The sequence below is a fragment of the Burkholderia sp. BE17 genome (assembly GCF_009362305.1).
Taxonomy (GTDB): Bacteria; Pseudomonadota; Gammaproteobacteria; order Burkholderiales; family Burkholderiaceae; genus Burkholderia; species Burkholderia pyrrocinia_C.
In genome coordinates this window covers 105,149-119,494 of sequence record NZ_WHNU01000012.1, presented here as the reverse complement: position 1 = coordinate 119,494, position 14,346 = coordinate 105,149, and the positions used below count along the sequence as shown (strand labels likewise).

The 14,346-nt window shown below is 68.0% G+C and carries 13 protein-coding genes; 4 read left to right on the top strand and 9 right to left on the bottom strand.

Going from position 1 to position 14,346, the window contains the following annotated elements; all coding sequences use genetic code 11:
• Nucleotides 1–22: 22 nt before the first annotated feature.
• The 3 genes from GD429_RS12880 to GD429_RS12870 all read right to left on the bottom strand — a co-directional run bounded on the left by GD429_RS12880 (nt 23) and on the right by GD429_RS12870 (nt 2,427).
• The gene (locus GD429_RS12880) at nt 23–1,822 is read right to left on the bottom strand and encodes a methyl-accepting chemotaxis protein (RefSeq protein ID WP_152857272.1); all 1,800 of its coding nucleotides are present in this window, start codon (nt 1,820–1,822) and stop codon (nt 23–25) included.
• A 94-nt stretch (nt 1,823–1,916) separates the two neighbouring features.
• Nucleotides 1,917–2,171, bottom strand: coding sequence for a hypothetical protein (locus GD429_RS12875; RefSeq protein ID WP_152857271.1), 255 nt, complete (start codon nt 2,169–2,171; stop codon nt 1,917–1,919).
• A gap of 1 nt (nt 2,172) precedes the next feature.
• Nucleotides 2,173–2,427 (bottom strand): DUF3562 domain-containing protein, encoded by a 255-nt coding sequence (locus GD429_RS12870; RefSeq protein WP_152857270.1) that lies wholly within the window; start codon nt 2,425–2,427, stop codon nt 2,173–2,175.
• A 556-nt stretch (nt 2,428–2,983) separates the two neighbouring features.
• Here GD429_RS12870 and GD429_RS41815 point away from each other — a divergent pair.
• Nucleotides 2,984–3,418 carry a hypothetical protein gene (locus GD429_RS41815; RefSeq protein ID WP_152857317.1) on the top strand — a complete coding sequence of 145 codons (435 nt, stop codon included), beginning with the start codon at nt 2,984–2,986 and terminating at the stop codon, nt 3,416–3,418.
• 525 nt (nt 3,419–3,943) lie between these two features.
• On the opposite strand, the gene GD429_RS12860 is transcribed toward GD429_RS41815, so the two are convergent.
• From GD429_RS12860 to GD429_RS12835, 5 genes are all read right to left on the bottom strand, one after another.
• Nucleotides 3,944–4,879 carry a universal stress protein gene (locus tag GD429_RS12860; RefSeq protein ID WP_152857269.1) on the bottom strand — a complete coding sequence of 312 codons (936 nt, stop codon included), beginning with the start codon at nt 4,877–4,879 and terminating at the stop codon, nt 3,944–3,946.
• 207 nt (nt 4,880–5,086) lie between these two features.
• On the bottom strand, nt 5,087–6,469 hold the full coding sequence (locus GD429_RS12855) for an amino acid permease (RefSeq protein ID WP_152857268.1): 1,383 nt from the start codon (nt 6,467–6,469) through the stop codon (nt 5,087–5,089).
• A 452-nt stretch (nt 6,470–6,921) separates the two neighbouring features.
• Nucleotides 6,922–7,947 carry a DedA family protein/thiosulfate sulfurtransferase GlpE gene (locus GD429_RS12845; protein WP_175942260.1) on the bottom strand — a complete coding sequence of 342 codons (1,026 nt, stop codon included), beginning with the start codon at nt 7,945–7,947 and terminating at the stop codon, nt 6,922–6,924.
• A 189-nt stretch (nt 7,948–8,136) separates the two neighbouring features.
• A complete protein-coding gene (locus tag GD429_RS12840; protein ID WP_152857266.1) occupies nt 8,137–8,643 on the bottom strand; it encodes a cupin domain-containing protein in 507 nt (168 codons plus the stop codon).
• Between the two features lie 356 nt (nt 8,644–8,999).
• Nucleotides 9,000–9,470, bottom strand: coding sequence for a universal stress protein (locus tag GD429_RS12835; RefSeq protein ID WP_152857265.1), 471 nt, complete (start codon nt 9,468–9,470; stop codon nt 9,000–9,002).
• 662 nt (nt 9,471–10,132) lie between these two features.
• Here GD429_RS12835 and GD429_RS12825 point away from each other — a divergent pair.
• Together GD429_RS12825 and GD429_RS12820 are read left to right on the top strand one after the other, a co-directional pair.
• Complete coding sequence (locus tag GD429_RS12825) at nt 10,133–12,247, top strand: PAS domain S-box protein (RefSeq protein WP_152857263.1); 2,115 nt, start codon at nt 10,133–10,135, stop codon at nt 12,245–12,247.
• Nucleotides 12,244–12,891: a response regulator transcription factor gene (locus tag GD429_RS12820; protein WP_069748173.1), complete on the top strand. Its 648-nt coding sequence runs from the start codon at nt 12,244–12,246 to the stop codon at nt 12,889–12,891. The genes GD429_RS12825 and GD429_RS12820 overlap by 4 nt, the downstream gene beginning before the upstream one ends.
• Before the next feature lie 84 nt (nt 12,892–12,975).
• Here GD429_RS12820 and GD429_RS12815 read toward each other — a convergent pair whose 3' ends face one another.
• On the bottom strand, nt 12,976–13,380 hold the full coding sequence (locus tag GD429_RS12815) for a lysozyme inhibitor LprI family protein (protein WP_152857262.1): 405 nt from the start codon (nt 13,378–13,380) through the stop codon (nt 12,976–12,978).
• Between the two features lie 342 nt (nt 13,381–13,722).
• Between GD429_RS12815 and GD429_RS12810 the strand changes: the two genes are divergently transcribed.
• A complete protein-coding gene (locus GD429_RS12810; RefSeq protein ID WP_152857261.1) occupies nt 13,723–14,325 on the top strand; it encodes a DUF1326 domain-containing protein in 603 nt (200 codons plus the stop codon).
• Nucleotides 14,326–14,346 lie beyond the last annotated feature (21 nt).

The window sequence follows — 14,346 nt, the reverse complement described above, 5'->3', positions numbered from 1 at the left end:
GCCGCGCCTCCGGCGGGCCGCGTCACGAAACCTTGAACTGCCCGACCGTCGTCGCCAGTGCGTTCGCCTGCGACTGCAGCGCGGTTGCCGCCGCCGTCGACTGTTCGACGAGCGCCGCGTTCTGCTGCACCATTTCGTCGAGTTGCGTGACCGCGCGATTCACTTCCTGGATGCCGCGCGTCTGCTCGTTCGCCGCATGCGTGATCTCGGAAATGATCGTCGTCACGTTCGACACGTTGGACACGATCTCGCGCATCGTGTCACCGGCCTGGCGCACCTGCCCGGACCCTGCCGACACGCTTGCGACCGTCGATTCGACCAGCACCTTCACTTCGCGCGCGGCCTGTGCGCTGCGTTGCGCGAGGCTGCGCACTTCCTGCGCGACGACCGCAAAGCCGCGGCCCTGCTCGCCCGCGCGCGCCGCTTCGACGGCCGCATTCAGCGCGAGGATGTTGGTCTGGAACGCGATCCCGTCGATCACGCCGATGATGTCGCCGATCCGGCCCGACGCTTCCTCGATCTTCCCCATCGTCGCGACGACGTCCGACACGACCACGCCGCCGTGCGACGCGATCCGCGACGCGGCCGCCGCGCGTTCGTCGGCCTGGCCGGCCGCCGCCGCCGACTGGCCGACGGTGGCCGTGATTTCCTCCATCGAAGCGGCCGTTTCCTCGAGGCTCGCCGCCGCCGATTCGGTGCGCGACGACAGGTCCTGGTTGCCCGCCGCGATTTCGTTCGCAGCCGTGCGCACCGATTCGCTCGCGTCGCGGATCTGGCGCATCACGTCGTTCAGCTTGTCGACGAAACTGTTGAACGAGCGCGCGATGTCGGCGACTTCGTCTCGGCCGTCGGCCGGCAGGCGCCGCGTCAGGTCGCCCGCACCCGAGCCGATCGCGGCCATTGCCTGGCGCACCTGCGACAGGCGGCGGAACGCGGTCGCGGTGATCGCGCCGATGATCAGCGACGCGACGCCGACGATCACGACCAGCGTGATCAGCGATGCGGTCAGCAGCGAGCGCATCCCGGCCGTCGCCTCGGTCTTGTCGAGCAGCACCAGCGCGTACCAGTCGGTGCCCGGCACGGGCCGCGCGCGCACCAGCTTCGCATCGCCGCCGACACTGACCTCGACGGGCGCGGTCGCGGCCGCGACCGACGCGGCGCTCGTCGCACCGAACTCGGGCGACACGTCGGCGACCGGCTTCAGCGTGAGCTTCGGGTCCGGGTGCGCGACGACGTGGCCGCTGCTGTCGATCAACATCCCGAAGCTCGCGGGTGTCGGGTGGATCGACTTCACGTTCGCGATCACGCTGTCCATGGCGACGTCCGCGGCGACGACGCCCTTCAGCGCGCCGTCGCGCAGGATCGGCACCGCGAACGTGACGACCAGGTTGCCGGTGCCGGCGTCGACGTAAGGCGGCGTGACGACCGGCTTGCCGGCCTGCGCGGCCTGCTTGTACCACGGGCGGCCGGTCGGATCGTAGTCGGGCGGGATGCCGGTCGGGTCGGAGAAGCGGAACGTCTTGTCGGCGTAGCCCGCGTAGACGTTCGTGAAGCCGCCGGCCGCGGCCATCTGCTTGAACACCGGCAGCGGATCGGGCGCCAGCGCGGCATCCTGCAGCGACGCGATCATCCGGCTCCGGGTGGCGACCCAGTCGGCGATCCCGACCACGTGGCCGTTCGCGACTGAGGTCAGGTTGCGGTCGATCGCGTCGTCGTTGTACGAGCGTGCGATGAAGTAGTTGATCAGCGTGGTGGCGACGAGCGCGAATACGACAATGGCGACGCACGCGGCAAGGATGCGGGCGCGGATGGACGAGAACATGGCAACGACTCGGTAAGGGAAAGCGAACGCCCGGTGGACGAATTCACCGGGGTAAACGGCAAACGCGCCGCTTACTTGAGGCCGTTGTGACAATTCAGCGAAAAACGCCGCCGGCTGTCAGCGGATCGTCAGGATTGTCGTGCCGGTCAGGCGCCTCGCGCCCCGAGCGCAGGTCGCCGGGCGCGCCGACGGCGCCGACGGCTTCGTAAGAGGAAATCACCGGGCGTTTCGGGTTGGCCAGCTCGCCGTCGACCGCATGCGTGGAGGGCGAGCGGGGGGCGAGCGGGATTTGGCCGCGGCCCGGCGACGGATCGGGCGACGCCTGCGGCGTCAGCCGCGGCGAGCGCACGTCATAGACGGTGGCTCGGGCGCGGATCGGATTCCGTGGTCGGCGTATCGGCCCGCGTGTCGCTGTCGAAATCGTCCTGCTGGCGCATCCGTTCACGCAGGTGCCGGATCGCGAACACGTGGATGTAGTCGTGCACGCGCGCGCCGGACGACAACACGCGTACTTCGTCGTCGAGCATCGCGCGCAACTGGTCCGCGCCGATCGCACGCCGTTCGGCGGCTTCCTTGAGTGAATCGAGCAAATTGTCCTTGGACATCGACGAACTCCTGACGATCGAGGAACGAAAAGATGACGATACTGGAAGCTTAAAGACTGGATGGCCGCGCGGCGTGCGATGCGCCGGAGCATATTTGCGCGCGATCAACGGCACGTTGCGTGCCGCCGCGCCGATCCGTCTCCGGACCGGCCGCGCATGGTTCGCGGCGCAAACCGCCCGCGAACGCAACTGGAATTCCTGCCGCGCCACCCCCGGGCGCGGCACCGGCGACGGGCCGACGATGGAACGCCGCGCGAAGCCGATGCAGTTTGGGGAACTTAGACCGGCCGAAATCATGCGTCAAGCGATGCCCTTCGAGCGCTGTCCATTCGTCGGAACGAATGCGCCGGATTGTCGCGGATACCGCCGATCCGCCGCCACGCGTGTCAGCGGATTCCGATACGCGCGCGCAATGCCTGACAGCGACTTCAGCGCGCGCCGCTTGGCAGCGCGTCATCGCCACCCGATACTGATGGCATGGACGAAGCGTTCATACCGGGTCATCGCCCAGCCGGCCATCGAGCCGGCATGCGGGGTCCGGCGCAGGAGACCAACCATGAAACATCGCAACTTTCCGGGCCGGGCCGGCCAGCGGCACGCGTCGGGCAACACGCGCGCCCTGCCCGCCCGGGCCGTGTCGGCCGGCAACCGTCCGTCCGACGACCTCGACACCTTGCTCGCGCTCGCACGCGAAGCCGGCCTGCTCGTCACGCTCGACGGGCAGATCGGCCGCGAAAAGTACCAGAGCGTCGCGGGGTCGGTACTCGCGCTGCAACGGTTCGCCGCGGCACTCTGCGCGCGGGCCGCACCCGACGCGCCGGCCGTTTCGGAGCCACGCCGCAAGGCACGCCCCGGCTGGCCGCATGCGAACCGGCTGCGCAACCGCACGTGCAGCGCGTGCGCGCCGCTGCATGTCGTGTGCCAACGCCCGCGTGTACGTCGCAGCGCCGGCCGCCGGCATAATCTGCGGTCGATTCTTCGCAGCCTCTGAACGGGCACGCGACGCGGCTGCGCGCGACAGAAATTTCCGCAAGGCCGGCAGCGTGCCGCGCATGTGCGGCGATGCCGTGCATGTCGCAACCATCCGCCAACCCGCATCGGCGCGACCGCGCGCCATGACGTGCGATGACATACCGTGCCACACGGCAGCATTCACGACGATACCTGCGAGGAAAAGAAATCAGACGGGGCCAGCAACGCGGAAAGCGGACGGGGTGACTCGCACCCCGCCCGTCCTCCAAGGCAGCCGTCGGCTGCCTACCCTCGTGCCAGAGAGTTCCTGGTCGGATGACGCGCCATGCAACGCATGGCGCGGCTCACGAAAACGATGCGACGGCGGCCAACGTGCAGCCGATCGATGCTCGCGTTCATGCACGATTGTCGTCGTGCACGAACGACAGACCGGCCACGCTGCCGGCGTCTTCCGTCAGTGTCTCACGCAATGCGCATGCCGTTTATGACGCAGGTCAATCCAGGCCCGCTTCGTACGCGACACCGCGCCTTCACTCCGCGCGATTCACTCCGCGCCACGCACGAGCAAGACAGGCACTTGCGCGAGGTGCGCAATGCGGCGCGCGACGCTGCCGATCAGCCAGGCGGCGATGCCGCGCCGGCCATGCGTGCCGACCACCAGCAATTCCGCACGCCAGTGCACGGCGTCGCGCATCAGCGCATGGGCCACGTCGTCGCTGGTCGGACGCGTTTCGACGATACCGCGCTTGGTCGGGTTACCGGTCGCATGGAACAGCGGACCGATCTTCGCGAGCGCATCCTCTCCCTCCGCGCGGTACGCATCCTCGAGCGCGCGCACCGGCACGATATCGGTCAGACGAACCGCGCGATCGATCACGTACGCCGCATACAGCAACGTCGTCGGCGCCGCGAAGCCGAGCCCGACGCGCACCGCGTGCAGCGACGGCTCGCTGCCGTCGACCGCGAACATCAGCCGCTGCAGCGTGCCGTCCGACGGGCGCTCGTAGCCGGCCGGCACGATCAGCAGCGCGCAGCGTGCGCGTGTCGTCAGCGTGTCCGACATCGCGCCCTCGACGAGCCGCAGCAGCCCGTGGTGCGGATTCGCGCCGACCACCAGCACGTCCGCGCGCCACGCCAACGTGTCGTTTACCAGCGCATCGGCGACCGTGCCGCCCGTGACCGACGTATCGACGACGACCTGCTCGACCTCGATGCCGCTGTCGTCGAACAGCGCCGCGATTCGCGCGTTGGTGGCTTGCGCCTCGCGGATCATGTCCTCGCGCGCCGACGTCAGCAGCGCGTCGATGCGCGGGATGTCGGGCAATACGAGGCGCGGGTTGTCGATTGCGCAGACGATGCGCAACCGCATGCCGGGGCGCAGCAGCGTGCGCGCGTAGCGCGCGGCGGACTGCGATTCGGGCGTCGGATCGACGGCCAGCGCGATTCGCGCGAGCGTCGGGATGGATTGGTCAGGCTGCATGGCGAAGGCCTCCGTGGGTGCGCGTCGTCGCGCAGCGACGACGGGAGCTTCGCGTGGAAGCGGCGCGCGGCGGCCGGATGGCCGGCACGGTCGCGGGGATCGGCGGGTGGTCACGCGAAGCGCGGACAAGCAATCCGTTCAGCATAGAACGTCCGGCCCGCGCGCGTATGATCGCGATCAACGCACGCGCGGGCTTATCCGTGTTGCTTACGACTTCGTCGGCACCGATGCCGCCGGACGATTCGCGTAGAACAGCGCATACGCGATGCCGAGCAGCGCGATCCACGCCGGCCCGATCACGAGCGCGACGCGCGTGTCGGGCGTGAACGCCATCAGCACGACGACCAGCGCGAGAAACCCGAGCGCGACGTACGAACCGAGCGGATAGAACGGTACGCGGATCGGCAGGCGCGCGATCTTGTCGGCCGACAGCGTGCGACGAAAGCGCATCTGCGCGATCAGGATCACACACCACGTCCAGATCGCGCCGAACGTCGACACCGACGTGAGCCACGTGAACACGTGTTGCGGCGCGAGATAGTTGAGCAGCACGCCGATCAGCAGCAGCGCGACCGACACGATCACGCCATACACCGGCACGCCGTTGCGGTTCACGCGGCCGAGCTTGCTCGGCGCCTGGCCCTGCTGCGCGAGGTTGTAGAGCATCCGGGCGGTGCTGAACAGGCCGCTGTTGCACGACGACAGCGCCGCGGTCAGCACGACGAAGTTGATGATGCCGGCGGCGGCCGGAATGCCGAGCCGCGAGAACGTCATCACGAACGGGCTGCCCTGCGTGCCGATCTGGTCCCACGGATACAGCGACATGATCACGAACAGCGCGCCGATGTAGAAAATCAGCACGCGCCAGAACACCGAATTCACGGCCTTCGTCAGCGATTTCTCCGGGTTGCGCGCCTCGCCGGCCGTGAGGCCGAGCATCTCGACGCCGAGATACGCGAACATCACGATCGGCAGCGCGCCGATCACGCCGCCGATGCCGTTCGGCATGAAGCCGCCGTGCGCCCACAGGTTCGAGATGCCGGTCGCGACACCGCCGTTGCCGATGCCGAACGCGATCATCAGCCCGCCGCCGATGATCATCAGCACGATCGTGACGATCTTGATCAGCGCGAACCAGAACTCGAATTCGCCGTACAGCTTGACTGCGATGAAATTCACCGAGCCCATCGCCATGAGCGCCGCGAGCGCCCAGATCCAGTTCGGCACGCCGGGGAACCACATGTGCATGTAGACGCCGACCGCCGTGATTTCCGCCATGCAGGTGACGATCCACACGAACCAGTAAGTCCAGCCGGTCAGGTAGCCGGCGAGCGGGCCGAGGTAGTCGCGCGCGTAGCGGCTGAACGCGCCGGCGACCGGATTGGTGATCGCCATCTCGCCGAGCGCGCGCATGATCAGGAAGATCGCGATGCCACCCAGCAGGTAGGTCAGCAGGATGGCCGGGCCGGCCGTGCGGATCGCGCTGGCCGAGCCGAGGAACAGGCCGACGCCGATCGTCGCGCCGAGCGCCATCAGGTTGATGTGCCGTTCTTCGAGCCCGCGGTGCAACTGGTCTTCCGGTTGTTTCAAGTCCGTCTCCTGGCAGCCGGGAGCGGCCGCCGTCATTGTGTCGATGTCAATGCGCGACCGTTCATGCCGATATAGGCAGCCGAAAACGAAATAATCCCCGCCGTTGATTTCCGAATGAGAAACGACACGGATACTGCGTCAATCCGATGGGAATCGCCGCGGATTATCCGCATATTCCGGAGAAATCCGGAAAACGGATCGGGCCTCTTTCACGGAATACGCCCGTGCGGCCCGTGCGGCCCGTGCGACGCGGCTGAGCGCGTGACGAGCGGCAACGGGATCAATCGCTTTCGGCGCGAACGAACGCGCGTCGAATGTGCGCGATCACGCGCACGCAATATGCAGGCGGGATTATATGGATACTTGGAGGTTTCACGCCAGCCGATTTTCACAAAATCGCAATGCGTGAAACCGGTAGCGATATTCGAATGCGCGCGGTGCCGCGCGCGCATCTATTTTGACAACGTCGCGCGCACCGTATATTCGCCTTCGAGCGCGCCGTGTTCCGGACGCACGAAATAGCGCGACGAATCGAGATCGGCCGGCAGCGGCTCGACCGGATAGCCGTGCTTCTCCCACGCATCGAGGCCGCCCTTCAGCGCCCGGATGTTGTGGATCATCTTCTTGCGCTGCATCTTCGCAATCAGGCGCTTCGCGGTTGCTTCGTTCGGGCACACGCAATAGACGACGATCGGCCGTTTCAGCATTTCCGGGTCGAGCAGGTCCGGCGAATCGAGATCGACCGGCACCGCGCCGGCGATCCGGTACGGCTCGCGTTCGCGGATCGCGCGCGGCCGCGCATCGAAGATCAGCGGCGGTTCGTCCGACGTCATCATCTCGACGAGCTGCGGCGGCGAGATGCGCACCTGCGCGAGATAGCGGCGGAACTGCACGCGGCGCACCCAGCGGTACAGCAGGAACGTGATGAAGATCGCGAGGAACGCGTCGAGGATCGTGCCGCCGCTCGCGCGCACCCACAGCACGAACTGGACGATCTGATCGTGAATGGCCGCGCCGCCGACCAGCCAGAACGCGGCCCACAGCGATGCGCCGGCCAGATCCCAGAACAGGAACACGCCGACGCCGATCGCGGTCGTGCCGAGCAGCGGCGCCGACACGAGGCCGAGGCCCGGCAGGAACTTGGACAGCACGAGCAGCGGCGCGCCGTATCGTTCGAATACGTTACGCGCGAAGCGCAGCGTCGTGTCGAGCGACAGCGAGAAGCGCACCAGGCCGTTCAGCAGGCGCCGGCCGCGCGTGCGGCCCATGAAGAACCACAGCGAATCGGCAAGCATCGTCGCGCCGATCGCCGCCGCGAACATGCTTGCCCAGGACGCCTGCCCCATTGCCGCCATCGTGCCGCCGAGAATCAGCATCGGCACGGCCGGCACCGGCACGCCGAGTTGCGTGATCAACACGCTCGCGAATACGGCCCACGGGCCGAGCGACGATGGAATTGCAACGGGAAAGTGCCACACGGCGGCGCTCCTGGAAGACATGCGGGCCGCGCGACGGGGGCCGTCGGTCCGGCTGTGCAACGGCCGCCGCGGCACGTCCGCAGCAGGCCTTGCGCATCACGGGCATTCTAAACGGGTTTGACCGGGATCGTGCGGAACACACGCCGTCGGCGCGGGCTTCGGGGCCGACGGTTGCACCGCTTGCGGCGATCACGCGGCCGGGCGCTGCGCGAGCCTTGCAACGTGCTCCGCGTAGTCGGGAAACGCGGCAGCCAGCATGGCCGCGTCGGCCAGCTCGAATTCCGCGAACTCGAACCCCGGCGCAACCGTGCAGCCGACGAGCGCGACGTGCTCCGGCGACGCGCAGCGCGCGCCGAACCAGCGCCCGGCCGGCACGACCGCCTGGAACACGGTGCCCGGATGCGTGAGCGGGTTGCCGAGCCGGTGAATCGTCAGCCCGTCGCGCTCGTCGAGCACCCACACCTCGAGCGGATCGCCCGCGTAGAAATGCCAGACCTCGTCGGAACGGATCCGGTGCCACGACGAATAGGCGCCGTCGCACAGCAGGTAGTAGATCGCGGTCGATGCGGCGCGCGGCGCGCCGTCGGCCGGGCGCACGACCGAATCGGTCGCGCGGTAGGTTTCGCGGAAATAGCCGCCCTCGGGGTGCGGCTGCAGGTTGAACTGGCGAATCAGGTCGGTGGCGGAAATCGGCATGGCGGATGACGTCGGCAAGGTGAGAAACCGGCATCCGGCGTACGGCCCGGTTGGTCGCGGATGCGACCGGGTGCCGCCGGATGCCGCTGCGTCGATCGCCGCGGCCATACGCGCGGCGAGGAAGCGGACACGGTCGATGCTGCCAGAACTGCGTGTCGGGATGCAACCGCGGGCACGCAATAGCGCACATGCGCTCGCGCATCCGGTGCGCCCTCGACCGTTCGGCGCATGCGTCGAACGCGACAGGCGCACCCGCGCGCGCTGCGCCGATCAGCGCGTCGCGCGTTCCGTCAGGCGGACATCCGGCAAAGGCGCCCGCCCGCAACCGCCCATGCGTCAGCAACGCACCGCGTGCATCACGCGGCCGTCGGCGCGCCGGGCTCGCTGTGCCGCACCAGCAGCACGGGCCGGTCGGCCGCGCGCAGCAGCGATTCCGCGACGCTGCCGAGCAGCAGCCGGCGCAGCCCGTGCCGCCCGCTCGTGCCCATCACGATCAGGTCGGCGTCGGCTTCGGCCGCCGTACGCATCAGCACCGTGGCGACATCCTCGCCGTACGCGTCGAGCGCGCGCACGGTGCCCGGCACGTGCTGCTGCGCGAGCTCCGCTTTCGCATCGTCGAGCACCGGCGTCGCGGCAGCGGTGGCGGCCGCATCGCCGTCGTGCTCGGCCGCGAAGCCCGCATCGACGTCGACGAGCTGCGGCCGATGCTCGACGACATACGCGCAGGTGACCTCGCCGCCGGACGCCGCCGCGATCCGGATCGCCTCGTTCAGCGCGAGACGCGCGCTCGGGCTGCCGTCGAGCCCGACGAAAATCCGCTTGTACATGGTCCCTCCCTCCGACCGGGCACGCGTCGCGCGTTGTGCGACGGCGGCCCGTTATCGCAAGCCGGCCCGGCGCCGGTTTGCCTGCCGAACAGTCTGCCCCACGTGCCGACGCGCTCGTTGACGCGCGTCAAGCGCGGCCGGCGCGCCCGCTACTTCGCGCCGTTTGCCGCATTTTCAGCTGACCCTATTACAAAAAACGTGTAAAACGCGCACAATTTCACCTTGAAAATAGACGTTGTGCGCAGCCGGTGCGAGTTTTGCCCGGTTTTGCCGTGCTGCCCGAGTGCCTTGGGTCTGTTCACGCTAACAACTGATTTGCAAGCGTGCGTTGCCGGTTGCCCCCAACGGGCTTCTTTCGGAGCGCATGCAAGGAGTGAAGCGCGCCGTTTGGCCGAGCCAAACGCCCGAAGGAAGTCCCCTTGGGGAACAAGCGACGATCTACGCCACAATGAGGCCGGCAACGCACGTCTCCCTGATTTTTGATAGAACATTTTTGTGAGGCTGGCCACCGGAAGGGCCGATCGCCGTGTGATGCTCCTGGCGAATACGTCGAGTATTCGCTTCGTCGCATTCCTTGCGATCGGCCCTTCCGGCGGCCAGCGCAAGCCCGTTAATAGCGTGAACAGGCCCTTAGGCGGCCCCGACAACAGAATGGCCATCGAATGACCGCCAGTGGAACCCCGACGCGTGATGCCCGAGGGCCCACGCGCCTCCAGATCATGTTACGCCAGCCGCTCGCGGCTGGCGTCGTCGCGCTGTGCGCCGGCGCGGTGCTGTCGCTCGGCGTCGCGCTGCTGGTGCGCGAGCAGTGGCAAGGCGCCGTCCGTACGCGCTTCGCGCGCCGCACGACGCACGTGACCGCAATGCTGCGCCACGAGCTGCAGGCCGGCGTTGCCGTGCTCGAAGGCGCGCGCGGCGCGTTCAGCCTCGTTCCGGAAATGACGCCCGAGCAGTGGCGCCGGTATGCGGAGACGCTCGATCTCGACAGCGGCCGCTCGCCGGTCCGGCAGATCGGCTATGTGCCGCTGCCGCCCGCGGCGCGCAGCGCGCTCGCCGGCGCGAAACCGATGCCGGGCGGCGTGCTCGCGGCGGCGGCGCTCAGCGCGCCCCCGTCGAGTTCGCCCGTCGTACGCTTCGGTGCATCCGACGCGGCGCCGCTGGCGCGCGCGCTGCAGACCGGCGACATCGCGCTCGGCGTGCACCCGGCCGACGACGAGACGTCCCGCGACGCGCGCACCCTCACGCTGTTCCTGCCCGTGAGCACCTCGCCACGTGCGGCCGCCACGCCGTCCGGCACGCGCGAAGCCGGCGCCGACGGGATGCTGTTCGCGGCGCTGAGCCCGCGGCGGCTGGTCGAGCGCGCGCTCGACGCGGAACGCGGGATCGACCTGTGGATGACCGCCGGCGGCGATCCGCGCGCGATCGTCAGCGTCGAGGCGACGACGGACGAAGCGTCGGCGTCGCCCGACCTGTTGCGGCGCACCGACGAACTGAATTTCGGCGGCACCGCGCTGACGCTCGCCTACTCCGCGGACGGCCGCCCGAGCGCGACCGGCGCGCAGCGCGCGGCCGGCACGGTGCTCGCCGCGGGGCTGATCGCGTCATTCGCATTCGCGGCGCTCGTCCATGCGCTGATACGCGGCCGGTTAGGCGCCACGGCCGATTCCGGTGCGAGCAGCCGCGGCATCCTCAACGAGGCGCGGATGATGGGCATTATCCGTTCGTCGATGGAAGCGATCATCACGATCGACGAGAAGCAGACGGTCGTGATCTTCAATCCGATGGCCGAGCAGGTGTTCGGCGTGTCCGCGATGGAGGCGATCGGCGCGCCGCTGTCGCGCTTCATCCCCGAGCGGTTCCGCGCCGCGCACGCGAAGCATGTCGACCAGTTCGGCGTGACGGGCGTTTCCGAGCGGCAGATGGGCCGCCAGCGCGTGCTGTTCGGGCTGCGCGCCAACGGCGAGGAATTTCCGATCGAGGCGTCGATCTCGCAGATCCGCGACGCGTCGGGCAAGCTCTATACCGTGATGCTGCGCGACATCACCGAGCGGCTGCGCGCCGAGAATGCGCTGAAGCAATCGCGCGAGGAATTGCGCGAACTGTCGGCGAACCTGCAGAACGTGCGTGAAGAAGAAAAGACGCGCATCGCGCGCGAACTGCACGACGACCTCGGCCAGCAACTCACCGCGCTGAAGATGGACCTGTCGGTGGTCGAGCAGCAGTTGCGCGTGCCCGACCGCGCGCAGCCCGACGCGGGCACGCTGTCGCACCTGCAGGGCATGCGGCGGCTGATCGACGCGACGGTCGCATCGGTGCGGCGCATCGCGGCCGACCTGCGGCCGGTGATGCTCGACGATCTCGGCCTCGTGCCGGCGATCGAATGGCTCGCGAACGATTTCACGAACCGCTACGGGATCGATGTCGAGCGTCACATCGAAACGGGCGGCCTCACGTTCACCAGCGCGGGCGCGACCACGCTGTTCCGCATCGTCCAGGAAGCGCTGACGAACGTCGCGCGTCATGCGGATGCGACGCGCGTCGCGCTGCGGCTCGACATCGAGGACGGCCTCTGCGTGCTGCGCGTCGCGGACAACGGCCGCGGCGCGGCGCCCGGCGGCACGGTCCACGAGGACAAATCGTTCGGCCTGATCGGCATTCGCGAACGCGCACACATGCTGGGCGGCACCGTGACGATCGATACCGCGCTCGCGCGCGGTTTTTCGATTACCGTCGCGTTTCCGCTCAGTTCCGTTCAACAGGAAACTCTCATCTCATGATCAAGGTGCTCATCGCCGACGACCATACGCTCGTGCGCGACGGTCTGCGGCATATCCTCCAGAACGCCAGCGGATTCGAGGTGGCCGGCGAGGCCTGCGACGGCCCGTCGACGATTGCGCTCGTGCGCTCGACACCCGCGCAGGTGCTCGTGCTCGACCTGTCGATGCCGGGCCGCAACGGCGTCGAACTGATCAAGCAGATCAAGGACGAGAAGCCCGCGCTGCGCGTGCTCGTGCTGACGATGCACGCGGAGCAGCAATATGCGGTGCGAGCTTTCCGCGCGGGTGCATCAGGCTATCTGACGAAGGAAAGCGCGAGCGCCGAACTGGTCGGCGCGGTCACGAAGGTGGCGTCGGGCGGCGTCTACGTGAGCCTCGCGATGGCCGAGCAGTTCGCGCAGAGTCTGAACGAGCCGGCCGAGACGCTGCCGCACCAGCGGCTGTCCGACCGCGAATTCGACGTGTTCCGGCGGATCGCCGCCGGCCAGACGCTGACCGAGATCGCGCAGGCGCTGTGCGTGAGCGCGAAGACGGTCAGCACCTACAAGACGCGGATCCTGGAAAAGATGCAGATGCCGCACGAAGCGGCGCTGGTGCGTTACGCGATGCGGCACAAGCTGCTCGACGAAACGGACGACGTGTAACGGACGACGTGTAACGGACGACGTGTAACGGACGACACGAAACAGCGGATCGCGAGCCGCACCGGCCGAGCCGGTGCGCGACTTTTACCTGGCGGGCACCGGGCACGCGAGATCGCCTTCCTCGCAGGACAGATAGGCCTTCAGCGTTTCCGTGCGCGCCTTCGTCAGATCGTCGAGGCAGGTCGATACGACCATCGGGTATACGCTGCCGCCCTCGGCGTTCGCGCTGGAGAAACCGCATTCGGCATCGCGGTAAGCGATCCACGCGCGCTGCGCATTCACGAGTTTGTCGGCAAGCGGCCGCGCATCGCGCAGGCGCCCGGTGACGGCCTGGTAGGTCCGGTTCAACTCCCCATCGGATTTCTTGTACGCGCGATCGGCACACGCCGTCATCGTCGCCTGATCCGTCGCGTCCGCACAATTCGCCTGTGCATGGGCGACGTTCGCCGCCAGTGCCAGCGAGCACAGCAGACCGGTCAAGACACGCATGGATGCTCCTTGTTGTTCGTTGAAGTCGTGGAAGCCGGTGCGGAGCCTGACGCCCCTGCCGCGCCTCGGCGCGCGGCGACACCGTCCGCGATGCTAGCGCATGCGCGTTCGCTTGTCAGCCGGCATCGTGCTCGCGCGCCGGCTTGCATATCACCCACGCGCACCTAAACTGGAAAAATTGATACGCCGCTTCAGGCCAGCGCTATCGCATCCATCCCGTCCCGCTTCCGCGCATTTCTCAGCGCATTTCGCGTTCGTACCGCCGAGCGGGTGTGACGTTTCGTCAGCCGGTTTCCTCTGCCTTGCGCAACGCGCAATCGCCGTCACTCTCTGGAGGAAATCATGAGCTATCACCTGGAAGGCCGTCTGCTCGAGGTCTGCAACTGTCGCGTACTATGCCCGTGCTGGATCGGCGAAGATCCGGATTTCGGCGTGTGCGACACCATCGTCGCATGGCATGTCGACAAGGGCACGGTCGACGGCGTCGACGTCGGCGGCAACACGATCGCCGCGGTGTGCCGCGTGCCGGGCAATATCCTGCAAGGCAACTGGACGGCCGCGATCTTCGTCAGCGACACGGCGTCCGACGCGCAGGAGCAGGCGCTGCTCAAGGTCTACACGGGACAGGCCGGCGGCCCGATCGCCGAACTCGCGAAACTGATCGGCAAGGTCGTGTCGATCGAGCGCGCACCGATCCGGTTCGACGTCGAAGGCGCGCGCGGCACGCTGTCGATCGGCACCGACTATCACGCGGAACTCGAGCCGTACCTGGGCCCGAGCGGCGCGCAGACGACGCTGACCGACACCGTGTTCTCGACGGTGCCCGGCGCACCCGTGTTCGTCGGCAAGGCGCCCGTCTACCGGTCGAAGAATGCGGCGATCGGCATCGACGTCGATCTGAAGAATCACAACGCGTTGCAGAGCACGTTCCTGTTCGACGCGTGAATCGCGATCGCACGGCAACGG

Bases quoted from the DNA above. Each gene is read 5' to 3' on its own strand.
- GD429_RS12880 (WP_152857272.1), bottom strand. From the start codon at position 1,822: ATGTTCTCGTCCATCCGCGCCCGCATCCTTGCCGCGTGCGTCGCCATT.
- GD429_RS12870 (WP_152857270.1), bottom strand. From the start codon at position 2,427: ATGTCCAAGGACAATTTGCTCGATTCACTCAAGGAAGCCGCCGAACGG.
- GD429_RS41815 (WP_152857317.1), top strand. From the start codon at position 2,984: ATGAAACATCGCAACTTTCCGGGCCGGGCCGGCCAGCGGCACGCGTCG.
- GD429_RS12860 (WP_152857269.1), bottom strand. From the start codon at position 4,879: ATGCAGCCTGACCAATCCATCCCGACGCTCGCGCGAATCGCGCTGGCC.
- GD429_RS12840 (WP_152857266.1), bottom strand. From the start codon at position 8,643: ATGCCGATTTCCGCCACCGACCTGATTCGCCAGTTCAACCTGCAGCCG.
- GD429_RS12835 (WP_152857265.1), bottom strand. From the start codon at position 9,470: ATGTACAAGCGGATTTTCGTCGGGCTCGACGGCAGCCCGAGCGCGCGT.
- GD429_RS12825 (WP_152857263.1), top strand. From the start codon at position 10,133: ATGACCGCCAGTGGAACCCCGACGCGTGATGCCCGAGGGCCCACGCGC.
- GD429_RS12820 (WP_069748173.1), top strand. From the start codon at position 12,244: ATGATCAAGGTGCTCATCGCCGACGACCATACGCTCGTGCGCGACGGT.
- GD429_RS12815 (WP_152857262.1), bottom strand. From the start codon at position 13,380: ATGCGTGTCTTGACCGGTCTGCTGTGCTCGCTGGCACTGGCGGCGAAC.
- GD429_RS12810 (WP_152857261.1), top strand. From the start codon at position 13,723: ATGAGCTATCACCTGGAAGGCCGTCTGCTCGAGGTCTGCAACTGTCGC.